The 23,427-nt window shown below is 68.0% G+C and carries 17 protein-coding genes; 12 read left to right on the top strand and 5 right to left on the bottom strand.

The features are described 5' to 3' along the window. Positions 1-45: 45 nt before the first annotated feature. The gene (locus tag PJ250_RS19065; RefSeq protein WP_271646187.1) at positions 46-648 is read left to right on the top strand and encodes an HD domain-containing protein; all 603 of its coding nucleotides are present in this window, start codon (positions 46-48) and stop codon (positions 646-648) included. Positions 649-657: 9 nt separating this feature from the next. Here PJ250_RS19065 and PJ250_RS19060 read toward each other — a convergent pair whose 3' ends face one another. Further along, complete coding sequence (locus PJ250_RS19060) at positions 658-1,086, bottom strand: type II toxin-antitoxin system death-on-curing family toxin (RefSeq protein WP_271646185.1); 429 nt, start codon at positions 1,084-1,086, stop codon at positions 658-660. 1 nt (position 1,087) lies between these two features. Beyond that, the gene (locus tag PJ250_RS19055) at positions 1,088-1,309 is read right to left on the bottom strand and encodes an AbrB/MazE/SpoVT family DNA-binding domain-containing protein (RefSeq protein WP_271646183.1); all 222 of its coding nucleotides are present in this window, start codon (positions 1,307-1,309) and stop codon (positions 1,088-1,090) included. Positions 1,310-1,431: 122 nt separating this feature from the next. Between PJ250_RS19055 and lexA the strand changes: the two genes are divergently transcribed. The 7 genes from lexA to PJ250_RS19020 all read left to right on the top strand — a co-directional run bounded on the left by lexA (position 1,432) and on the right by PJ250_RS19020 (position 10,448). After that, complete coding sequence (gene lexA / locus PJ250_RS19050; RefSeq protein ID WP_271646182.1) at positions 1,432-2,037, top strand: transcriptional repressor LexA; 606 nt, start codon at positions 1,432-1,434, stop codon at positions 2,035-2,037. A gap of 7 nt (positions 2,038-2,044) precedes the next feature. Then, positions 2,045-2,695: a translesion DNA synthesis-associated protein ImuA gene (gene imuA, locus PJ250_RS19045; RefSeq protein WP_271646181.1), complete on the top strand. Its 651-nt coding sequence runs from the start codon at positions 2,045-2,047 to the stop codon at positions 2,693-2,695. 89 nt (positions 2,696-2,784) lie between these two features. Then, positions 2,785-4,215 carry a Y-family DNA polymerase gene (locus PJ250_RS19040; RefSeq protein WP_271646180.1) on the top strand — a complete coding sequence of 477 codons (1,431 nt, stop codon included), beginning with the start codon at positions 2,785-2,787 and terminating at the stop codon, positions 4,213-4,215. After that, a complete protein-coding gene (locus PJ250_RS19035; RefSeq protein ID WP_271646179.1) occupies positions 4,212-7,478 on the top strand; it encodes an error-prone DNA polymerase in 3,267 nt (1,088 codons plus the stop codon). The genes PJ250_RS19040 and PJ250_RS19035 overlap by 4 nt, the downstream gene beginning before the upstream one ends. 8 nt (positions 7,479-7,486) lie before the next feature. After that, on the top strand, positions 7,487-8,059 hold the full coding sequence (locus tag PJ250_RS19030; RefSeq protein WP_271646178.1) for an alpha-ketoglutarate-dependent dioxygenase AlkB: 573 nt from the start codon (positions 7,487-7,489) through the stop codon (positions 8,057-8,059). Positions 8,060-8,174: 115 nt separating this feature from the next. Then, the gene (locus PJ250_RS19025) at positions 8,175-8,921 is read left to right on the top strand and encodes a hypothetical protein (RefSeq protein ID WP_271646177.1); all 747 of its coding nucleotides are present in this window, start codon (positions 8,175-8,177) and stop codon (positions 8,919-8,921) included. A 507-nt stretch (positions 8,922-9,428) separates the two neighbouring features. After that, complete coding sequence (locus tag PJ250_RS19020) at positions 9,429-10,448, top strand: methyl-accepting chemotaxis protein (RefSeq protein ID WP_271646176.1); 1,020 nt, start codon at positions 9,429-9,431, stop codon at positions 10,446-10,448. A gap of 88 nt (positions 10,449-10,536) precedes the next feature. Here the strand turns inward: PJ250_RS19020 and PJ250_RS19015 are convergent, their stop codons facing one another. Further along, entirely contained in the window at positions 10,537-12,903 is a 2,367-nt protein-coding gene (locus PJ250_RS19015; RefSeq protein WP_271646175.1) for a GH92 family glycosyl hydrolase, read from the bottom strand. 301 nt (positions 12,904-13,204) lie between these two features. Here PJ250_RS19015 and PJ250_RS19010 point away from each other — a divergent pair, with 301 nt between their 5' ends. The 3 genes from PJ250_RS19010 to PJ250_RS19000 all read left to right on the top strand — a co-directional run bounded on the left by PJ250_RS19010 (position 13,205) and on the right by PJ250_RS19000 (position 16,053). Beyond that, complete coding sequence (locus PJ250_RS19010) at positions 13,205-13,723, top strand: DUF6496 domain-containing protein (protein WP_271646174.1); 519 nt, start codon at positions 13,205-13,207, stop codon at positions 13,721-13,723. A 76-nt stretch (positions 13,724-13,799) separates the two neighbouring features. Beyond that, a complete protein-coding gene (locus tag PJ250_RS19005; protein ID WP_271646173.1) occupies positions 13,800-14,048 on the top strand; it encodes a hypothetical protein in 249 nt (82 codons plus the stop codon). Between the two features lie 178 nt (positions 14,049-14,226). Then, positions 14,227-16,053 (top strand): hybrid sensor histidine kinase/response regulator, encoded by a 1,827-nt coding sequence (locus tag PJ250_RS19000; protein WP_271646172.1) that lies wholly within the window; start codon positions 14,227-14,229, stop codon positions 16,051-16,053. Positions 16,054-16,128: 75 nt separating this feature from the next. Here the strand turns inward: PJ250_RS19000 and PJ250_RS18995 are convergent, their stop codons facing one another. Both PJ250_RS18995 and PJ250_RS18990 read right to left on the bottom strand, forming a co-directional pair. Further along, positions 16,129-18,213, bottom strand: coding sequence for a catalase (locus tag PJ250_RS18995; protein ID WP_271646171.1), 2,085 nt, complete (start codon positions 18,211-18,213; stop codon positions 16,129-16,131). Between the two features lie 318 nt (positions 18,214-18,531). Then, positions 18,532-20,616 (bottom strand): putative bifunctional diguanylate cyclase/phosphodiesterase, encoded by a 2,085-nt coding sequence (locus PJ250_RS18990; protein WP_271646170.1) that lies wholly within the window; start codon positions 20,614-20,616, stop codon positions 18,532-18,534. A gap of 1,295 nt (positions 20,617-21,911) precedes the next feature. Between PJ250_RS18990 and PJ250_RS18985 the strand changes: the two genes are divergently transcribed. Continuing rightward, on the top strand, positions 21,912-23,411 hold the full coding sequence (locus PJ250_RS18985; RefSeq protein WP_271646169.1) for a GGDEF domain-containing protein: 1,500 nt from the start codon (positions 21,912-21,914) through the stop codon (positions 23,409-23,411). Positions 23,412-23,427: the final 16 nt, after the last annotated feature.

The following is a 23,427-nucleotide window of genomic DNA, read 5'->3' as shown; positions in this document are numbered from 1 at the left end:
GGCCCTGGCCACCGTCCTGCGCTTTCACGATCACAGGAGAAGACGATGGACCAGACAACCGCCACCGCAACCGCGCTGCCACGCCTGGTCGAGGCAATGGCCTTCGCCGCCGAGGCGCACAGCCTGCAGCGCCGCAAGGATGGCCTCACCCCGTACATCAACCACCCGATGGCCTTGGTGCGCATCCTGGCGGTGGAGGGCGGCGTGGACGATGTCGAGGTGCTGTGTGCGGCGGCCCTTCACGACTATCTGGAAGATTGCTGCGGGCCTGGCGCCGAGGTGCCGACGCACCTGGCGATGTCGGTGGAGGCCGGGCGCGCGCGCCTGCTGGAGCGCTTCGGACCGCAGGTGCTGTCCTACGTCGATGCGGTCAGTGACGACAAATCACTGGCCAAGGCCGAGCGCAAGCGCCTGCAGGTCGAACACGCCGCCCACGTCCCGCATGGCGCCAAGCTGGTGAAGCTCGCCGACAAGATCGCCAACCTGCGCGACCTGCACCAGGCGCCGCCGCAGGACTGGAGCCTGGCCCGCCGCCAGCAGTATTTCGACTGGGCCGCGCAGGTGATCGGGCAGGTGCGCGGGGCGCATCCGGAGTTGGAACGCGCGTTCGACGCGGCGCTGGCCCAAAGACCGGTGTCGGGAACTTGAGCCTCAGCGTCAGTCCGCGTAGTTGGGGACTGGCTCGTGGACGTGGGCTGGCGATTGAGGCTTGAGGTGAGGACGCAGCCAGTCGGCGAATGCGGCTTCATCCAGACTGCCGTCGGCCAATCCCAGGTACACCGGATACAGCGCGAGGTCATCGGCCATCAAGGTGGTCCCGTTGAGCAGGAGAAAGGTTTCGCAGGCCACCGCCGCCGTACGCTTGTTGCCATCCACGAACGGATGGTTCCGAGCCAGGCCAAAGGCCAGGCTGGCGGCCAGCGCGGCGAGGTCCGGCGGCGGATCGCCGTAGGAAAACAGCTGCTGCGGACGCGCCAAGGCCGAGTCGAGCAAGGCCTCGTCGCGCACGCCGCTGCCGCCGCCGTGTTCGGCCAGTTGGCGGTCGTGGATGGCAAGCGCCAAGGCACGGGTGATCCAGACGATCATGTCATTGGGCCAGCTTGTGCAGCAGCGTGCGGCGGCTGCGCATGACCTGCTCGGCCACTTCCATCTGCTCGGCCAGGGTCGGGTCGAACACGGTTAGCTTGATGCCGTCCGGGGTCTCCAGCGCGTAGAGCTCGTCACCCTTGCCCAGGCGCAGGCGGGCCAGCAGGTCCTTGGGCAGGATGACGCCGGCCGAGTTGCCGATGGTGGTGATCTTGAGCTTCATGGTCGCGGCCTCGTTGTTATAACGATCGTTATATTGCGCCCTTCCCAGCCTGCATGCAAGGCGAGGGAAGGACGTCTGGTATCTCGCTTCGTGCGACGCGATAGGTGTACAAATGTACACCCATGGACACCTTGCCCCCCAAACGCGCCGCCGTGCTGGCGTTCCTCCAGGACCAAGCCCTGCGCGGCCATACGCCCAGCCTGGCGGAGATCGCGACTGAATTCGGCTTCGCCTCGCGCAATGCGGCGCAGAAGCACGTCCAGGCCCTGGCCGAGGACGGGCTGATCCAGCTGCGCCCGGGTGAGAAGCGCGGCATCCGTCTGCCTGGCGGCGGGCGCCGGGACGGGTTGCTGGCGCTGCCGGTGCTGGGCCGGGTCGCGGCGGGTGTGCCGATCGGCGCGGACATTGGCCTGGACCAGCAACTGGTGCTGGATGCCGGGTTGTTCTCGCTGCGGCCGGATTACCTGTTGAAGGTGCAGGGCGACTCGATGATCGACGACGGCATCCTCGATGGCGACCTGGTCGGCGTGCATCGCAGCCACGAGGCGCGCGACGGCCAGACCGTGGTGGCGCGCATCGACGGCGAGCTGACCATCAAGCGGCTGGAGCGTGGCCCACGCCGGATCCGCCTGCTGCCGCGCAACCCGGCGCATGCGCCCATCGTGGTCCCGGCCGGGGCGGACTTCGCCATCGAAGGCCTGTACTGCGGCCTGGTGCGGCGAGGCTGAGCACGCGATGTCCGAAGTCCCGCGCCGTGCGTTATCGGCTGTGTCGTCCGCGGCGATGCCGCTGGACGACCTGCTGGCTGCGCGCACGGTGTGGCGTGCCGGACGCGGTGGCGGCGCCCAGCATGCCGGCGAGCCGACCGGATACGCGGCGCTGGATGCGGTGCTGCCCACCGCCGGCTGGCCGCGCAAGGCCTTGACCGAACTGCTGCTGCCGGCCGACGGCGTCGGCGAGATCGGCCTGCTGCTGCCCACGCTGGCGCGCATGACCGCAGCCGGTGGGCGTGTGGCGCTGGTGGCCCCGCCGTACGTGCCGTATGCGCCGGCCTGGCAGTGCGGCGGCATCGACCTGGCGCAGTTGGAGGTGATCGAGGCCGAACCGCGCGATGCGCTATGGGCGTTCGAGCAATGCCTGCGCAGCGGCGCCTGCGCGGCCGTGCTGGGCTGGCCGCAGACCGCTGACGAGCGCGCGCTGCGGCGCCTGCAGGTGGCGGCCGACAGTGGCGACTGCTGTGGGTTCGCGCTGCGCGATGCACGTCATGCGGTCAACGCCTCACCGGCGGCGCTGCGCCTGGAATACCGCCGCGAGGAAGGTGCCTGGCGCGTGCGCAAATGTCGCGGCGGGCAGGTGCCGACGCAGCCGCTGCGGCTGGTGCATTGAGGCGCGCGCATGTCATCGCATCGTCCCTTGCCGTGGAATCCGGCCTCCCGCCCCGACGCTGACACCGCGCCTGCGCAGGAGCGACGCTGATGCTCTGGGCCTGCATCCTGCTGCCGCACCTGGCGATGGACGCCGTGCTGCGGCGCCTGCCCGAAGACGAGCGTCGAGCGCCGCTGGTGCTGGTCGAAGGCCCGGCGCAGCTGCGGCGTCTGCACTCGGTCAATGCCACCGCCGCGCAGGCCGGCCTCAACCCCGGGATGCGCCTGTCGGCGGCGCATGCGCTGATGACCCAGGTGCGCACGGTCGACTTCGACGCGCAGGACCAGGCGCGCAGCCAGCGCTTCCTGGCCAGTTGGGCCTACCGGCACAGCTCGCTGGTCAGCCAGCAGTGGCCGCACGCCATCGTGCTGGAGGCGCGGGCGAGTTTCCGCCTGTTCGGGCCATGGCCGCAGTTCGCCCGGCGCCTGCGCAAGGAGTTGGACACGCTGGGTTTCCGCCATCGCCTGGCATTGGCGCCGACACCGCGCGCAGCCCATGTGCTGGCCGGGCTGGAGGACGGCCTGGCCATTGCCAACCTCGCGCGCCTGCAGCAGGTGCTCGATGGCGTGCCGGTGCGCGGCGCGCGGCTGCCGCAGGACAGTGGCGAGCGTCTGCACCGCATGGGCCTGCGTACGCTGGCCGCCGTGCGCGCATTGCCGCGCGAGGCCGTGCGGCGGCGCTTCGGCCTGGCGTTGCTGGAGCACCTGGACCGACTGTACGGGCAGGCCGACGATCCGCTGGACTGGTACGCGCCACCGGACCATTTCGACGCACGCGTGGAAATGGGCTACGAAGTGGAAAGCCACATGGCGCTGCTGTTTCCGCTGCGGCGCCTGATCGGTGACCTGTGCACGTACCTGTCCATCCGCGACGGGGGCGTACAGCGTTTCGTGCTGCGGCTTGAGCACGAGCAGGGCCACACCGACGTGGACGTGGGCCTGCTGGCGCCCGAGCGCGACCAGGCGATGCTGTTCGAGCTGGCCCGCAACCGGCTGGAGCGGGTGTCGATCCCGCGCCCGGTGGTCGGCGTGCGTCTGCTGGCGCGCCAGCTGCCGCCGTTCGTGCCGGCCGCGCGCGACCTGTTCGATACGCGCCCGCAGCAGGCCGTGGACTGGCCGCAGCTGCGCGAGCGCCTGCGCGCGCGCCTGGGCGATGCGGCCGTGTATCGGGTCGAACCGGCGGGCGATCCGCGCCCGGAACGCGCCTGGCGCCGGGCCATCGGTGATGCCCCTGCGCGTGGCGTCGAAGCCGCGCCCGCCCGTCCGCCGCGCCCGACCTGGCTACTGCCGCAGCCGGTGCCGCTGCACGCCCCGCCGAAGATCCTCTCCGGCCCCGAGCGCCTGGAAAGCGGCTGGTGGGACGACGGCGACACCCGGCGCGACTACTACGTGGTGGAGACCGCGCGGGGCCAGCGCGCCTGGGCGTTCTTGCCGGCGGGCGTGCGCGAGGGCGGCTGGATGCTGCACGGCTGGTTCGCATGAGCTGGGATGACGCCATCGACGGGGTGGATCGCGACACGCCCGGCGGGCGCATGCCGCGCGCCTGGCGCGTGGCCCAGCGCCTACGCCAGGCCGCCAATGACGATGTGCTGCACGGCGAGCACGGCGATGGCCTGCCGGCCTATGCCGAGCTGCACTGCCTGTCCGACTTTTCGTTTCTGCGCGGCGCCTCGGATGCGGAAAGCCTGTTCGAGCGGGCCAAGGCCTGCGGCTACGCCGCGCTGGCCGTCACCGACGAATGTTCGCTGGCCGGCATCGTGCGCGGCTGGGAGGGCGCGCAGGCCACCGGGGTGCCGCTGATCGTCGGCAGCGAGTTCACCCTGGTCGATGGCACACGCCTGGTCCTGCTGGTGGAAACGCGCGCCGGTTACACGCAGCTGTGCGCGCTGATCACCACCGCGCGCCGCGCGGCGACCAAGGGGTGCTACACGCTGACGCGCGCCGATGTGGAGGCGCAGTTTCGCCAAGCGGCACCGGAGCTGTTCGCGCTGTGGCTGCCGGGCGATGCGCCACGGGAAGAGGAGGCGCGATGGCTGCGCCAGGTGTTTGCAGAGCGCGCCTATCTGGCGGTGGAGCTGCTGCGCGAATGCGACGACACCGCGCGCCTGGACACGCTGCTGGCGCTCTCCCGACAGCTGGGCATGACGCCGCTGGCCAGTGGCGATGTGCACATGGCCACGCGCCGCGACCGCGCGCTGCAGGACACCATGACCGCCATCCGCCACACCGTGCCGCTGGCCGAGGCCGGCGCGCAGCTGTTCCGCAATGGCGAGCGCCACCTGCGCTCGCGCCGGGCGCTGGGCAATATCTATCCGGCCGAACTGCTGCAGGCCACCGTCGCGCTGGCCCGGCGCTGCAGCGGCTTCGATCTCAAGCGCGACGTGCAATACGACTATCCGGCCGAGCTGGTGCCAGCCGGGCACACCGCCACCAGCTACCTGCGCGAACTGACCGAAGCCGGCATCCGCGCGCGCTGGGACGATCGCGGGTTGAAACTTTCGGCCAAGGTGCGCAGCGACATCGAGCAAGAGCTGGCGCTGATCGAGGAGCTCAAGTACGAGGCGTTCTTCCTGACCGTGCACGATGTGGTGCGCTTCGCGCGCTCGCAGCAGATCCTGTGTCAGGGGCGTGGCTCGTCGGCCAATTCGGCGGTGTGCTACGCGCTGGGCATCACCGCGGTGGACCCGGACGAGAACCGACTGCTGATCTCGCGCTTTTTGTCCAAGGCGCGCAACGAGCCGCCGGACATCGACGTGGATTTCGAGCACGAGCGGCGCGAGGAAGTCATCCAGTACGTCTACCGGAAGTACGGGCGGCACCGCGCCGCGCTGGCGGCCACGGTCATCAGCTATCGCGGCAAGAGCGCGGTGCGCGATGTCGCCAAGGCCTTCGGCCTGCCACCGGACCAGATCTCGCTGCTGGCCAACTGCTTTGGCTGGGGTAATGGCGACACGCCGATGGAGCAGCGCCTGACCGAGGCCGGCTTCGACACCGCCAATCCGCTGATCCTCAAGATCCTGGCGTTGACCTTCCAACTGGAGGGCAAGCCCCGGCACCTGTCCCAGCACGTGGGCGGCTTTGTGATCGCCGAGCAGACCCTGTCCACGGTGGTGCCGGTGGAGAACGCGGCCATGGCCGAACGCACCATCATCCAGTGGGAAAAGGACGACCTGGAAACCATGGGCATGCTCAAGGTCGACTGCCTGGCGCTGGGCATGCTGACCTGCATCCGCAAGACCCTGGACCTGGTGCGCGTGCATCGCGGGCGCGATTACGAGATCGCCACCCTTCCAAAAGAAGACGCGCCGACCTACCAGATGATCCAGCTGGCCGACACGGTGGGCGTGTTCCAGATCGAGTCGCGCGCGCAGATGGCGATGCTGCCGCGGCTCAAGCCGGCGAAGTTTTACGACCTGGTGATCGAGGTGGCGATCGTGCGCCCCGGCCCCATCCAGGGCGACATGGTCCATCCCTATCTGCGGCGGCGGCAGGGGTTGGAGCAGCCCACGTATCCATCGCAGGGCGTCGAGGAAATCCTCGGGCCGACCCTGGGCGTGCCGCTGTTCCAGGAGCAGGTGATGGAACTGGTGATCCATGCTGGTTACAAGCCGCATGAGGCGGATGAGCTGCGCCGCTCTATGGCGGCGTGGCGGCGTGGCGGGGACATGGAGCCGCATCGTGTGCGCATCCGTGAGTTGATGGCGGGCAAGGGCTATTCGTCCGAATTCATCGACCAGATCTTTGAGCAGATCAAAGGCTTCGGTTCCTACGGCTTCCCGCAGAGCCATGCAGCCTCGTTTGCCAAGCTGGTCTATGCCAGCTGCTGGTTGAAGCGGCACGAGCCGGCGGCGTTTGCCTGCGGGCTGTTGAATGCCCAGCCGATGGGTTTCTATTCGCCCAGCCAGATCGTGCAGGACGCGCGCCGCGGCAGGGCCGCGCGCGAGGCGGTCCACGTGCTGCCGGTGGACGTGCTGCACAGCGACTGGGACAACACGCTCGTCGGTGGGCGGCCGTGGCGCAGCCAGGACGAGCCAGAGGCGCAGCCGGACATCCGCCTGGGGTTCCGCCAGGTCGCCGGCCTGTCCGAACTGGCGGGCAGGGCGATCGTGGCTGCGCGCGCGCAGCGACCGTTCTCCAGCGTCGAGGACCTGAGCCTGCGTGCGCAACTCGACGACAAGGCCCGCACCGCCCTGGCCGAAGCCGGTGCACTGCAATCCCTGGTCGGCCACCGCAATGCCGCGCGCTGGGCGGTGGCCGGGATCGAACGGCGCCGCCCGCTGCTGCCCGGCAGCCCGGCAGAGCGCCGCATCGACCTGCCTGCGCCGCGCATCGGCGAGGACATCACCGCCGACTACCGCAGCGTGGGCCTGAGCCTGGAAGCGCATCCGATGGCGCTGCTGCGCCCGCAGATGCGCGCCCAGCGCATCCTCGGCCTGCGCGAGCTGCAGGGCCGGGCCAGCGGCAGCGGCGTGCACGTGGCCGGGCTGGTCACCCAGCGCCAGCGCCCGGCCACGGCCAAGGGCACGATCTTCGTCACGCTGGAGGACGAGCACGGCATGATCAATGTCATCGTCTGGTCGCACCTGGCGATACGCCGCCGGCGCGCGCTGCTGGAGTCGCGGCTGCTGGCGGTGCGCGGGCGCTGGGAGCGCGTGGATGGTGTCGAACACCTCATCGCCGGCGATCTGCGCGACATGAGCGAGCTGCTGGGCGAACTGTCGCTGCCGTCACGGGATTTCCATTGAACGCCTTCATGGACGACCTGTTCGCGCCGGCGCCGATCACGGTGTTCGACGATGCCGAGGGCGGGATGCGCTACTGGCCGGATGTCGTCGATCCGGACACGGCCACGCGCTGGTTCGAGGCCCTGCGTGACCACGCCCACTGGCAGCACGAACGCCGGCCGATGTACGACCGCATCGTCGATGTCCCGCGCCTGCGTGCCGGCTATCGGCTCGATGAACTGCCAGCGCAACTGCCGTTGGCTGAAATGTTGTCCCTGGTGCAGGGGAGGGTGCCGGCGCCGTACACCGGTGTCGGCATGAACTTCTACCGAGACGGCCGCGACAGCGTGGCCATGCACCATGACAAGCTGCACACGCTGCAACCGGGCCAGCCCATCGCGCTGCTGTCACTGGGGGGCACGCGGCGCATGCACATCCGGGCGCGGGAAGGGAGACGCCGCACCTGGGCGCTGGACCTGGCCCCGGGCAGCCTGCTGGTCATGAGTCATGCCTCGCAGATGACCCACGAACACGGCATTCCCAAGACGCGCCAGGCTGTGGCGCCGCGCATGAGTGTGGTATTCCGCGCACGTCCCGAGTGAGACGCCGTTGGGAGTTCGGTGATCCAACACGGGATCTTGCTTGTGGACCCCTCAAGTCTTGACTACACAGGCCGTAGGTCTTCTACGAAGACCTACGGAACAGGGGCGCCATACCATGCAAGGCATCACATTCTCCCGCGATCGGCGCGCCGGTCGCGGCGTGGCCGACGAAGCCGCGTCGCGTCTGGCCAAGGCGTATCGCGCGCTTGGTTACGCCGTCGAAGTGCTGCCTGCCGCATCAGCCGCCTCGGCCAATGCGCCGGACACCGCGCTGCTGCTGACCAAGGAGCGTGAGCAGGTCCTGGTCCACGCTTACGCACGGCGCCACGGTGCGCTGGCGCAGGGTGCGGTCCAGCAGCTGGCGGCCGAGCGTTTCGAAGTGGGCGCGCAACGTGCGTTTCTCATCGGCGAAGGTGGCTTTACGGTCGCCGCGCACCAGGCCGCGCTGCGCCACGGCGACCTGGTGATGGCCGATCATCCGGCCGCTGCCGACCAGCCATTGCCGGTGGTGGACGTCTATGCCGAGCGCGCGGCCCTGCGCGCCATGAGCCTGCGCGAAGCCACACGTCCGGCTTGGCCATTGCGGGCCGCGATCAGTGCCGGCGCGCTGGCGATGGCGGGGATCTTCGTGTTCGTCTCCAGTCCGGCGCTGCAGTCCCGGGCCGAGCGTCTGCTGCGTCAGCCGGCGCCGACGATGGCCCTGGTGCAGCCGGCGGGCCAGCCGTGGACCGCTCCGGCCCAGTCGCATTCGGGCGCGTTGAACCTGGGCGGCAACGCCGAGCAGGCCGCGACGCCGATGTCGGCCGACGCCTTCGGCAGCCTGCCGGCCAACTTCAATCAGGCCAGCGCGCCGCGCCTGTAAGCGCTCAGCGCTTCACGCCTTGCAGGCGGGACACTGACATCCCTTGGCGCAGTCTGTGTGGAACTCCATCGCCCAGGTCTCCCGCCGTGCCCAACCAGCCTGCACAACCGGTTCCCTCTTCCGACATGGATCCCAACGCCGAAGTGCCCATGCCCGGCCACGTCCCTGCCGAGCACGACGGGCGCGAGCAGGAAGACTCGGAGCGGCAGCCTGGCCAGCCCCACGACCCCATCCCGGGGCTGTAGTTCGCGCAGCGCGTGGCCTGAGCGGCACACGGGTGACCCGGGTGCTGACGCCCGCGAGGCAAGCCGTGGCAGGTCGTCGCTGAGCTAGTTCAGTGGCTGTGCGTGTGCCGAGCACGTTCGTCTCAAGGTGCGCGATCGGCGGCCGTTAAGTGTTCAAGTGAAATTGCGTTTGCTGTCCCCTCCCTCCCTCCCACCGACAGCGCAAATGAACCTTGCAGGCACGCCCACAGCGGTGGGAATCGATGATCACATCCGTTCTGTGGTGGGCCTTTCCGATCAACTCCTGATCCAGCTGCGACGCTCGCTACAGCGGATCGATGAGATCAACCGCACCACCCACGTGATCGCCATGAATGCGCGAATCGAATCTGCGCGTATCGGTCAGGCCGGCCGCGGCTTCAGTGTCATCGCGCAGGAGATGGACGTATTGTCCCGGCGCGTCGCAGACGCCACCCTGGACCTGGACAAGGTCGCTGCCACGACCAGCGCCGACATGCGCCAGACCCTGCAACGGCTGGACGATGGCGTGCGTCAGACCCGGCTGAGCGAACTGGCCCTGAGCAACATCGATCTGATCGACCGGAATCTTTACGAGCGCAGCTGCGACGTGCGCTGGTGGGCCACCGACGCCGCCGTGGTCGCCGCTGCGCGCCAGGGCCGCAGCGACGAGGCGCTGTCGCACGCATCACGCCGGATGGGCCAGATCCTGGACTCGTATACGGTCTATTTCGATCTGGTGCTGGCCGGCACCGACGGCCGGGTCCTGGCCAACGGCCGACCGCGGCAATACGACTCGGTGGGGAGCGACGTGTCCGGCCAGGCCTGGTTTCAGGAGGCCTCGCGGACACGCAGCGGCGAGGAGTTCGGCTTCCAGGACGTGCACCCCAGCGCGCTGGCCGACGGCGAACGCGTCCTGGTGTACGCCTGCACGGTGCGTGATGGCGGGCGGGTCGACGGACGCGTGCTGGGTGTGCTGGGCATCGTGTTTCGCTGGGATGCCTTGGCCCAGACGGTCGTCCAGCGCACGCCGCTGTCGGCGCAGGAGTGGACTCGCACCCGGGTGTGCATCGTGGACGGGCGTGGGCAGGTCCTGGCCGATTCGGCTGGGCGCATGTTGCAGGAGCGGATCGACTTTGCTGGCCGTGAGGCCTTGTTCAAGCAAGCCCGCGGCGCGGTGCTGGCCGATCTCGATGGCCGTGTGCATTGCATCGCCCATGCCGCTTCGCCCGGCTACGAAACCTACAGCACAGGCTGGCATTCGCTGATCCTGCAGTCGCTCTAGGCGCGCTCGCCCGGCATGCCCTGTGGCGTGCCGATGGGAGAAGGGCCGCATGCTGCACCTGCGGCCCTTCGGCGTTGGACGTGCGCGCCTATTGGGCCGATTGCGAATAAGGCAGCTTGCTCAGGTCCGTGGCCCAGGTCTTGTTGGGCTCGGCCTGCATGGTGAAGTGCAGCTCCCCGCCGGCCATGATCTCCTCGTGGGTGACGTAGGCGCGGTCCAGCGGCCTGCCATCCAGCGTGACCTTGCCCACATAGGTATGCTTGGCGTCCAGCGCGTCGGCCACCACGGTGAAGCGTTTGCCGTTGGGCAGATTGAGCGTGGCCCGGGGCAGGAACGGCCGGCCGATCACGTACTGGTTGCTGCCCGGGGTAACCGGATAGAAGCCCAGTGAGGTGAACACGTACCAGGCCGACATCTGGCCCAGGTCGTCGTTGCCGGCCAGGCCGTCTGGCGTGTCCTTGTACTGGGTGTCCATGATCTGCTTCAAGCGCTGCTGGGTGCGCCAGGGTTGGCCGGCGTAGGCGTACAGATAGGACACGTGGTGGCCCGGCTCGTTGCCGTGCGCATACCAGCCGATCAGGCCGGTGATGTCCTCCATGTGCTCGAAGACCTTCGGATCGACCTTGGCATCGAAGGCCTGGTCCAGCATGCCCAGCAGCTTGTCGGCGCCCCCGTGGGCCTTGGCCAGGCCGGCCACGTCCTGTGGCACGTACCAGGAGTACTGCCAGGCATTGCCCTCGGTGTAGTCGGTGCCATAGCCGCTGGCGGTGGGATCGAAAGGTTCGCGGAAAGCGCCGTCGCGCTTCCTGGCGCGCATGAAGCCGGTGGCCGGGTCGTAGGCGTTCTTCCAGTTGCCGGCGCGCTGGGTGAATTCGGCGGCGACCTTGGCGTTGCCCATGTCCTTGGCAACTTGGGAGATCGTCCAGTCGTCGAAGGCGTACTCCAGCGTCTTGGACGCGGCTTCGCCTTCCTCATCGATCGGGACATAGCCCAGTTCGCGGTACTGGGCGATGCCGTCGTAGGGACCATAGTCGGCGCTGGCGACCATCGCGTCCAGGGCCTCGGTGGTGTCATAGCCGCGGATGCCCTTCATGTAGGCATCGGCGATCACCGGCACGGCGTGGTAGCCGATCATGCACCAGGTCTCCAGGCCGTTGAATGCCCACACCGGCAGGATCCCGTAGGGGCTCTCGCGGCGCGAAGCCAGCAGTGAGTTGACGATGTCGTTGGTGTGCTGCGGCGGCTGCACCAGGGTCAGCAGCGGGTGCAGGGCGCGGTAGGTGTCCCACAGCGAGAAGGTGGAGTAGTTGGTCCAGCCCTTGGCCTGGTGCACGGCGTTGTCCGGACCGCGATAGCGGCCATCGACGTCCATGAACAGCGTTGGCCCCAGGAAGCTGTGGTACAGCGCCGTGTAGAACTGCGTCCGTTGCTGCTTGCTGCCCTGGGCGTCGACCGCGGCCAGCGCCGTGGCCCATTGCTGCTTGGCGGCGGCGCGTGCGCCATCGAAGTCCCACGCCGGGGCCTCGGCCTCCAGGTTGGCGACGGCGTTGTCCTCGCTCACCGGCGAGATCGCCATCTTCACCAGCACCGGACCGCCGCCATCGCCGAAGTCGAAGCTGGCCACCGGCTGGCGGCCTTCGATCTGCGCGCGCTTGGACGGATCATCGGCTGCCGGCGGGGCGAAGCCCTTGTAGATCACGTTCTGCTCGGTGTCGTTGAGCGTGTGCGCGGTTACCGGGCGCGAGAAGCGCATGGCGAAGTACAGCTGGCGCCCGGCCGCCCAGCCACGCGTCTCGCGAAAGCCGGTGATGGTGCCGTCCGGGCGGATGCGCACCCGCGACCACAGCACCTTGCCCGGGTAGTCGTACATGCTGGTGCGCATGTCCAGGATGACGTGCGAGGGCTTGCCCTTCGGAAAGGTGTAGCGGTGCAGGCCCACGCGCGCGGTGGCGGTCAGCTCGGCGCGCACGCCCGAGTCGGCCAGGGTCACGGCGTAGTAGCCCGGCTGCGCGGTTTCGGTGGCGTGGTCGAAGCGCGAGGTGAAGCCGCTGCCCGGCTTGTCCACGTCGCCGCGCTCGAGCTGCAGTTCGCCGGTGGTCGGCATGACCAAAAAGTCGCCCAGGTCCGAGTGGCCCGATCCCGAGAAGTGGGTATGCGAAAAGCCGACGATGGTGTGGTCGCTGTAGCGGTAGCCGGCGGCCCAGCCATAGCCGTCCTTGCGCGACTTGATCTGCGTATCGGGCGAGAGCTGGACCATGCCGAAGGGCAGGGTGGCCCCGGGAAAGGTGTGACCCTCGCCGCCGCTGCCGATGAAAGGATCGACCGCCGCGAAAGCCTGTTCCTGCGCGGTGGTCAGCGACGCGGCGCCGGCCGCACCGGACGCCAGCAGCGCTGCGCAAGCTAAAACGTTACAAATCGCGCGCATGCCTTGGCGAGCGCGGTGTGGGTATCGCATGGCCCATTCCCGGAAAGCGTGATCGAGAAATGAACGCTAGCACGGTTGGATCGCGTCATGCAGCCCTGCGTTCAAGGCGCCGCGAGGGATGAGACCTGAACCTAAAACGATTTAGCCAAGCTTTGGCGGCGGCGAGAGGCGCCGACCCGGAAAGCGGGCGGGTGTCCGCGCATGTGGGTCGGCGATGGCTTGGCTGCATGTTAGTCAGCCGTGTGCATTGAATCGTATGGACTCCACCTTCGGCTCACCGGGCCACGACGCATGATGTCTTGGTATCGCCACTTCGTGCACGAGGACCGATATGCCCGAACAACGCACACGTAAGGCCGCCGCGCAGGATCGACGCGAGGGCAAGTCTCCAGCGACCCAGGCGGGCGAATACGTCCGCGAGGAAATCGATCATCTTAGAGAGGGCAAGCACGGTGCGAAGAGCACCCAGCAGGCCATCGCCATCGGCCTGTCCAAGGCGCGCCGTGACGGGGTCAAGGTCAAGCCGTCAAAGACGGCCTCCAAGTCCGTCAAGCGCAAGGCCGCACAGGACACCAAGGCCGCGAAATCGGGCAAGGCCGGTAAGCGCGCCTCACCGGCCAGATCCAAGGGCGCCAAGAAAGCGCTGAAGACGGCGGCCAAATCCTCGTCGTCGGCCAAGAAGGTTGCGAGCAAACAGGCCCTCTCGCGTCAGGCAAAGAAGGCCGCGAGCAAGCGGACCCAGGCCAGTCGTTCTGCGGCCGCCAAGCAGGCGGCCAGGACCAAGGGGCCAGCGGTTCGCAAGGCTGCCGCCAAGAAAGCCGCGCGTACCCGCAAACGCAATGCCGCCTGATGCCGCTCGCGTCTGTGGTCTACCTCGGCGTATCACCTGCCAACTGTGTCTCATTCGATTCTTTATGGAGATCCATATGAAAGACAACATCGACCAAAGCCAGGACCCGAGCCGCCCGACCAACGCAGTTGAGCAAGCGCGGATGCCAGGGCCACTGGAGCGCGGGGAGCAGCCTGGCAAACGCACCAACGACGAGCGCAACGACCCGCAGTCGCAACCGGCCTCGCGCGAGGGGATGCCGCATGTGCCGCGCGGCCATGCGCCGGATCCTTCGCGTTCCGACGCACCTGACCCCGCGCCGAGCCCGACGACGCCCTCGAAGTGAGGCGGGGGCAAGTGCCTTGATAGGAGCACGTGTCGTTCACGTTGTCTCAGCGTGAAGGTCGCTACCCTCCCGCGAACGGGCACGACCTGCAGGCAGGACCACGACACTGGCTTCCATCCGTACCACTCAAGCGTCGACGGCGCTTGCGCCACCGTTCGATGCGCGACGCCCTACGGGGATGCTGTATGAGGCCAGTGCCGCGCATGCGATTCCGCGGACTGCGCCCGGGCATCTGTACGAGTTGCTTGGCCTCGACCCAGCTGGCCCCTCTGACTGGTGGCATGCGGTGCTGCCCGACGATGTGGACGGCGCCCGTGCCGAATACGAGTGCATGCTGCGGACGGGGCAGCCCCTGGACATCGAATATCGGGTAAGCGCTGCGAACGGGCAGGCGCGTCGGCTGCGCGACCGTGTCCAGGTGATCGAACGTGACGCCCAGGGACGCGCGATGCGCTTGCTTGGCGTGCTCGATGACGTGAGCGGCCGTGCCATGCACGACCAGCGTGCGCAGCAGTCCGCCGACAAGTACCGGCAACTGCTGGATTCGATCGAGTCGGGCTTCTGCATCATCGAGGTGTTGTTCGACGCGCAGGACCAGGCGGTCGATTATCGCTTCCTGGAGGTCAATGCCGCTTTCGAGGGCGTGACCGGCATCGTCGATGCGGTTGGTCGGCGCATGCGCGAAATCGCGCCGGCGCATGAGGCGCACTGGTTCGAAACCTACGGGCGGATCGCACGCCTTGGTGTGCCAGAGCGGTTCGAGCATGGGGCGTCGGCGCTGGGCTTTTACTACGACGTCCATGCCTTTCCGGTCGGTGCGCCAGGCTGTGGTCAGGTCGGCGTGTTGTTCAGCGACATCACCCAGCGCAAGCGGGCCGAGGACGCGCTGCGCGAGGAAGGACGGCGCAAGACCGAGTTCATCGCCATGTTGGCCCATGAACTGCGCAATCCCATGGCGACCATCACCAGTGGCTTGCAAGCCATGAAACTCGGTAGCCATGGCGTATCCAGTCATCCGGCCACGCCCATGATGGAGCGCCAGATCGCGCAGATGACGGAGCTGCTCGACGACCTGCTGGACATCAACCGCATCACCCTGGGCAAAGTCATCCTGCGCCTGGAGCGGCGCGATCTGGTGCAGTTGGTCCGCGAAGTGGCCGAAGCCTTCCGCCCGCATTACCTTCAGCACGGGCTCACCTTGGAATGCGTGCTGCCCGACGGCCCGGTGTGGGTCAGGATCGATCCCACACGCCTGGCCCAGGTGCTGGGCAACCTGCTGGCCAATGCGGTCAAGTTCAGTTCCGAAGGCGGACGTGTCTGGCTCTCGCTGTTGGAACACAAGGACAAGGCGCACCTGCGTGTGCGCGACCAGGGGCTAGGGATGGAAGCCAGCCAACTGGAGACGATCTTCGAGCTGTTCGCGCAGGCCGACAACGGTCGGGACGCGACCCTGGGCGGACTGGGCGTTGGCATGGCCTTGGCCCGTGAACTGGTGGAGATGCACCAGGGACACATCGAAGCCCATAGCGATGGGCTGGGGAAGGGAAGCTGCTTCACCATCCAGCTCCCGCTCGACGCCGCGAGCGGGACGCCGCTGCCGTCCGCCGATGCCCAGGCCAAGGCGGCCCCCAGCGTGCTGACGCTGGTGGTCATCGATGACAACCGCGACGCGGCCGACTCGATCTCCATGGTGCTGCAGGCGCTGGGACATCAGGTGGTGACCTGCTACGAAGGCCTGGCAGGCCTGGACGCAGTCGCGGCCGGGCATCCGGCCGTGGTGTTTACCGACATCGGGATGCCGGGACTGGATGGGCACGAGGTCTGTCGGCGCCTGCGCCAGCGCCCCGATGGACAGGACCTGCGCATCGTCGCCCTGACCGGCTGGGGAGCGGAGGAAGATCGCGAGAAAACCCGGGCCGCGGGCTTCGACCATCACCTGGTCAAGCCGGTCACCGCGGCCAAGCTGCGCGAGGCCTTGGACGTGGTCATGGCGCTGCGCCGCTGAACCTCTAAGAGCAGGCAGGCCGCCCGGAGAGGGCGGCCTGCCTGTGTTTGCTGACGGAAGACCCGTTGCGCTGGCTCAGGCCAGCATGCGCAGCTTGGGTTCGCGCGCCCACTGCCGGGTCTTGGCCGCAGCGATGAAGGCCTTGGCATCGGACGCATCGATGATGCCAGCGTCCTTGCCGACGTTGGCGGCCTTGAGCAGCGGCGCGGCGCCGGCGTCGCTGGCGATGGCCTTCAGGTGCGCCCAGGCATTGCTGGCAAAGTCGATCGCCGCACTGTCCTTGGACGCCTTCTTGCCGGCCTCGGGGGTGAGCACGATGGCCACCGCGTCGAACATGAAGGACGGCGTGCCCGCCAGCTGGCCAAAGGCGGTGAGCTTCTTGCCATCGGACAGCTTCACGCCCAGCTTGGGCGCCACCAGCTTGGCCATGGCACCGGCGTCCTCGATCGCCTTGGACAGCGCCTTGACCGTGGCCGCGTCCGAGCCATCGTCGACCAGGATGCCGACACTGCGTCCCTTGAGGGTGTCCTTCATCTTGCCGATGAGCTGGATCGCCGGTGACGGCGCCATGTCCACAACCTCGGTGGTGGTGCTGGGCGCTTCAGGCAGCGTGTCCATGCCCAGGCCATCGGCCACGCGCTGGGCCAGATCGGCATCGATGTGGCGCAGGTGGCCCACGATCGCCGCGCGCACATGCGGGGTCTCGACCTTGGACAGCTCGAAGACCAGGGCAGAGGCCATATGCGCCTGTTCGGGCTTGGTCTGGCTGCGATAGAACAGGCGCGCCTGGCTGTAGTGGTCGGCAAAGCTTTCAGCACGCACGCGACCCTTGGCGCCATCATCCACCGTGGCGTGGCTGGTGAAGCCAGCCGGCGTCTCGCGCGGGCTGTCGTCCTGCAGCGAGGACGGCTCGTAGGCGACGCGGCCCTTGGGCGTGCCCATCTGCATGTGGCCATCGCGCTGATTGTTGTGGAACGGACACTTGGGCGCGTTGACCGGGATCTGGTGAAAGTTGGGCGAGCCCAGGCGCGAGAGCTGCGTATCCAGGTAGGAGAACAACCGGCCCTGCAGCAGCGGGTCGTTGGAGAAGTCGATGCCGGGCACGATGTTGGCCGGGCAGTAGGCGACCTGCTCGGTTTCGGCAAAGAAGTTGTCCGGCCAGCGGTCCAGGACCATCTTGCCGATGATCTGCAGCGGGATGGTTTCCTCGGGGATGATCTTGGTGGAGTCCAGGTGGTCGAACGGGAACTGCTCGGCCTGCTCTTCGGTAAACAGCTGCACGCCCAGCTCCCACTCGGGGAAGTCGCCAGCGCTGATGGCCTCGAACATGTCGCGGCGCAGGAAATCCGGGTCCGCGCCGGCGACCTTCACCGCCTCGTCCCACACATGCGACTGCAGCCCCAGCTTGGGCCGCCAATGGAATTTGACGAAGGTGCTCTTGCCCTGTGCGTCGAGCAGGCGGAAGGTGTGGATGCCGAACCCCTCGATCATGCGCAGTGAGCGCGGGAGGGTGCGGTCGCTCATCGCCCACATCACCATGTGCATGGCCTCGGGGGTGAGCGACATGTAGTCCCAGAAGGTGTCGTGTGCGGTGGCCGACTGTGGGAACCCACGGTCCGGCTCCATCTTCACTGCGTGGATCAGGTCGGGGAACTTGATCGCGTCCTGGATGAAGAACACCGGGATGTTGTTGCCCACCAGGTCCCAGTTACCCTCCTTGGTATAGAACTTCACCGCAAAGCCGCGCACGTCGCGCGGGGTATCGACCGAACCGGCGCCGCCGGCCACCGTCGAGAAGCGGGTGAAGACCGGGGTCTTCTCGCCGACCTCGGTCAGGATCTTGGCGGTGGTGTACTTGGACAGCGACTTGGTCAGCTGGAAATAGCCATGCACCGCGGTGCCGCGTGCATGCACGATGCGCTCGGGAATGCGCTCGTGGTCGAAGTGGGTGATCTTCTCGCGCAGAACGAAGTCTTCCAGCAGCGTCGGTCCCTTGGGGCCGGCGCGCAGGGAATTCTGGTTGTCGCTGACCGGAATGCCCTGGTTGGTGGTCAATGCCGGATGCGTGCCGCCCGCGGGCTGGTGGAGCTCGCCACCCTGGCCGGCTTGATCGTTGGAGGGCGGGGCGGCGGGCTTGGAGGCTTGCTTGCGATCGGCCATGGGGTAGGAACTCCGGGGGATGATGAAGGCAGGACCCCCGATGCTGGGAGCGCGGGCGTCAATGGTTCGTCGAGCTTTCGCGCGACGGTCTTCACGCATCGTGTCGGTTTCGGTTTCGCGGGGCGTGACGAGGTCGTCATGCCGCTTGGCGTTGCACCGGCAGTTCACGAGCCGGCTGCGGCATTGGCATAAGACCGGACGCCGTTGCCGCTCGCGCTTCACGCCACCGATGCATTCGCCATGCCGCTCGCGCGCCACCTTCCATGGTGCGCAGCCATGGTCCGACCCTCCGTCGGCACATGGCGAGCCCTGCGGGGCTCAACCGCGACGCAGTTGGACCGTTTGTCTTTCGAAGCCAGTACGCACGATGCCCGGCTGGCCCGGGCGACCCAGCAGATAGCCTTGCAGCGAGGTGCAGCCCAACTGGGTCAGCAGCGCCTGCTGTTCGGCGGTTTCCACGCCCTCGGCGATCACCTGCAGGCCCAGGGTACGGCCCAGCGCGACGATGGCCGAGACGATGGCTTCGTCGTCGCTGCCAGGTATCAGGTCGCGCACGAAGCCACGGTCGATCTTGAGTTCACTGGCCGGCAGCTTCTTCAGATACATCAGGCTGGAGTAGCCGGTGCCGAAGTCATCGATGGAGATGCTCACGCCAAGGTCGGAAAGTTTGCGCAGGATCTCCAGGCTGGTCTGCGGGTCATGCATGGCCATCGACTCGGTGATCTCCAGCACCAGGGACGCGGCGGGCAGCGCGTGGCGGGCCAGCGTAGCCTTGACGTCGTGGTAGAGCAGGTCGGAGCGGAACTGCGTAGGCGACAGGTTCACCGACACGCTGCCCAGCGCATACCCCTCGGCGCGCCACTCCGACATCTGTCGACAGGCCTCGTCCAGGACCCAGCGCCCCAGCTCGATGATCAGGCCGCTGCGTTCGGCCAGCGGAATGAAGTCGTTGGGCATGATCAGGCCGCGCGCCGGGTGGCGCCAACGCACCAGCGCCTCGACGCCCATCACCGGGCCAGCCGGGGCCTGGACCTTGGGCTGATAGTCCAGGAACAGCTCGCCGCGCCCGATCGCGCGGCGCAGGTCCTGGGTCAGGGCGATGCGCTCGTGCGCGCCCCGGTTCATGGCCGGCTCGAACAGCTGGTAGCCGTTGCGGCCGCGTTCCTTGACCGCGTACATGGCGGCATCGGCGTTGGCTAGCAGGTCCTGCGCGCGACGGCCGTCTTCAGGGTAGATCGCCACGCCGATGCTGGCCGAGACCGCGACTTCGGTCTTGTCCACCTCCATCGGCAGGGTCGCCAGTTCCATCAGCTTGTGGGCGATGGTGGCCGCGTCCTCCGGTGCTTCGATCTCGGTGAGCACGACGAACTCGTCTCCGCCCAGGCGTGCGACGGTGTCTTCAGCGCGCAGGCTTTCGACCAGGTTGGAGGCCAGCTGCAGCAGCAGCCGGTCGCCGACCTGGTGGCCGTAGGCGTCGTTGATGACCTTGAACCCGTCCAGGTCGATGAACATCACCGCAAAGCGACGCTGGCCGCGGCGCGCGTTCTCGATGGCCTGGGTGAGACGGTCTTCCAGCAGCACCCGGTTGGGCAGGCGGGTCAGTCCGTCGTGCATGGCCAGGTGGGTGAGCTCCTGGTTGGCCTTGTCCAGCGAGGTGGCCAGCAGCACGGTGCGCTCCTGCAGACGTCGGTCCAGCACCGAGATGACCAGGGCGATGCCGAGGATGCCGAAGGTGGAGCTGCCGACCAGCGCGGCCAGCCATTGCGGGGACACGCCACGGCCCAGGGCTGCGCCGCAGATGCTTCCGGCCGGAAAGCGTGCGGCGGCCATGCCGGTGTAGTGCATGCCGGCGATCGCCAGGCCCATCACCACCGCCGCGGCCAGGCGCAGGCGCAGCAGGTGCCGGTGCTCGCTGCGCAGGGCGAAGGAGATCCACAGCGCCGCGACCGAGGCGGCGATGGCGATGACGATGGACAGCGAAAACCACAATGGGTCGTAGTCGATCCCGGGTTCCATGTGCATGGCGGCCATGCCGACGTAATGCATCGCGGCCACGCCTGAACCCATGATCAGGCCGCTGCCCAGCAACTGCCTCATCGGCAGGGTGGGGCGGCTGACCATCCACAGCGCATAGCCCGACGCGCTTACCGCGATCAGCAGGGAGTAACCGGTGATCAGCAGATCGTAGCCCTGCGGGATCGGCAGGCGGAAGGCGAGCATGCCGATGAAATGCATGGACCACACGCCGAATCCCAGCGCACAGGCACCGCCGGCCAACCACCAACGCGCGGTGGCGCCCTCGCTGGCGGAGATGCGCTCGGTCATGCTCAGCGCCACATAGGATGCGATGCCGGCGACCAGGAAGGACGCCAGCACCAGAGGAAGGTTGTAGGTTCCGATCATGTTGGTTGGAATCGGCCGGGGGCCGTCCAAAGGCGGGGGACGCCGAAGAAAGCAGCAAGGAGCGTGCCATGGAGCGCCTTGGCCCTGCAAAGCGGCGTGGTGCCGCGCCTGCATCTGCCTAGCGCCTGCCGCGACACTCTTTTGTGAAGAGGCATCCCAGAGCGCTTGGCCAGCGTGGTGACGCGTTGTGTCACCTTCTCATCAGCCTCGGATACGGGCTGGCCGCATCGGAGGCGGGTGCGGATGGCACTTGCCCGTGTGAAGCGGTGATGGCGTTACGGTCCTGGTGGGGCCATCGTGATCGCGCGTAGGCTCACCGCGCCGGTCCAGGTCTGGTTTGCCCGCTTCCCATGTTCTGGTCTGCTGGATCGGCCTTGCGCATTGGCCCGTGGCCCGTCGTCAGGCAGTTGGGGGCGCATCGGTCGAGGCCCGCATCGTCTTGTGACGCGTGATACGCGTTGGGGTCGGCACGGATGCCCGTTGCCGCATTGGACACGATCGCATCGCCAGGTCGTCGGGCGCGCGGCGATGCTTGCCGTCCGACGCGCAGGCGCAAGATCCAGACGACACGCATTAAGAAGGGGGGACGCGGGCAGCATGGACGGACCTGGAAAGCGCGCATCGCCCGCGGCGCGACGGAGGAGGAGACGCCGGGATCGCGGTGAGACATGGGTAACGTTCGGCCTCCACCGTCAGCGCGGGTGACGTGCCGGGTCAGCCATTGCCGCAGCGGCATGCGCCAGGGTATGGTAAATGTGTGCTTCATCACACTTGTGATGGCTGGCGCGGAACTTGCTTCGGATTGCGCAAATTGGGGGCCGCGGAGCGGCGCCTCGCGGAGCCGTCATGCACAGCACGCCACGCAGGCAGGAGGCACAGCAGCAGGCAAGGACGCAGGCATCACACGACGATGGGCCATCGTGGCATGACAGCGCCCGTGTGGCTGGGATGCGGTGCCATGCCGCATGGGGATCGCGCGTGGCCGCCATGGCAATGCTGGCGATGCAGTGGGGATTGAGCGCGAGGCCTGGTGCGGAGGCCGACGCGCACTCCCCGCCTCGGCGGCAGGTCCTGGCGGCCATGGCGCTACCGGCCATGGGCGGGCTGCGTACGCATGCCAGCGAGAGCCGGGTCGCCCGGCGCCCGCAGCGCTGGGGGCTCGTGGCGGTTGATCGCCATGAACCGGCCGGTACCCTCGCCTCGGCCGTCGAAGCGATATGAATCGCGTGCCGCCAGCGCAAGTGAGTGGCGGGCGCCAACCTGGGATCCCCAGGCACGTCGGGCGTGGACGCCGCGTGCGGCTGAAACTACGCTATGCCAGCATTGCGCTGGGGCTGATGGCGCTGCACGTGCTGGTCGCAACCGGCGAAGGCCTGCGGCCGGAGGTGGCCGAACAACTGCTGCGGTTGGGCGTCATGAGCGCGGCACTGGCCGCCCTGTGGCGGCAGCGGGCGCTGACCATCGGCACCCTGCGCGCGCTCTGGGGCCTGCTTGCCCTGGCGGTCACGATGCAGGTGGTCTGGGGAAGCGTGCTGCTGTTGGGGACGCTCTGGCCGGCGCGTGTCGCCTCGCTTTCCATCGCCGCCGAGGTCGCCTCGGCGCTGTACACCTTGCCGTGCATGTACTTGATCGCCGGCGCATTCTCCCATGGCGAGCCGCGCGCGGTGCGCATCCTCGACGCCGGGACCTCTCTGTTGCTGGGCGTGCTGCTGGCGCTGCTGATCGTCACGGTGGTGCGCGGCGCGGTCCCTGCGGGGCTGGATGCCACCCGCTTTGCGATCTGGCATGCCGACGTGATCGATTTTTCGCTGGCGCTGCTGGCCACGCTGCGCCTGCTTGGCGCGCGCAGCATCAACCGGCGCTATCTGTATTGGGTCGCCGCGGCCTTTCTGTGGTTCAACGCCATCGACGCGGCGGTCTACAACCGGTTGAGCGTTGCCGGGCCGACAGGGTGGAGCGCGATCTTGATCGAGCCGGCGTTTGTGGCCGTCGCGATCCTGGCCGGCCTGCCGCCGCCGCGCTGGCTGCGGCGTTATCGGCCCTCGGTGCGCACCGGTCGGGTGATCGCCGCCTTCGCGCCAGTGGCGATCTCACTGGGCGTGCTGATGCTGGGCCTGAGCCTGTCACGGCTGCACTTCGCAGGCGGCGCCGCGGCGGTCATGCTGGCCGCCATCCTGTATGGCCTGCGGGTGGCCTTCGTCCAGACCCGGCACCAGGACCTGCGTGAGCAGGTCGATCTGGACAACCGCCAGCTGCAGTTGCAACTGGGGATCGACCCGCTGACCGGCATCGCCAATCGCGGCGCGCTGGATGCCCGCGTCCGCGAGATCCTCGCCAGCGGCGTGACCTGTTCGCTGTTGATGATCGACGTGGACCATTTCAAGCAGTTCAACGACAGCCAGGGACATGTGCGCGGCGATCAGTGCCTGGTTCGCGTGGCCGCGGCGCTGAAAGGCTGCCTGCAGCGCGCCGACGAACTGGTGGCGCGCTACGGCGGCGAGGAGTTCGCGGCGGTCATGCCGGCCGCGAGTCAAGCCGACACCGAGGCCATGGCCAGGCGCCTGCTAGGCGCGGTGTCCGGACTGCGGATCGCACATCCGGCCTCGCCCTTGGGCCATGTCTCGGTGAGCATCGGCATCGCGATCCGGCAACACGACTGGCTGGACGAAGGCGACACGACCCTGTCGCTGTTCCAGGCCGCCGATCAGGCGCTGTACAAGGCCAAGGCCGAGGGGCGTAACCGGATCCATCCCGCACCGGCCGTGCTCGACCGGCAGGTCGCCTTCGGGACCTGATGGCTTCAACGACAAG

Source organism: Pseudoxanthomonas sp. JBR18, assembly GCF_028198165.1.
Lineage (GTDB): Bacteria > Pseudomonadota > Gammaproteobacteria > Xanthomonadales > Xanthomonadaceae > Pseudoxanthomonas_A.
The sequence above is the reverse complement of the archived record's forward strand: the minus strand, read 5'-3'. Positions and strand labels throughout refer to the sequence as shown.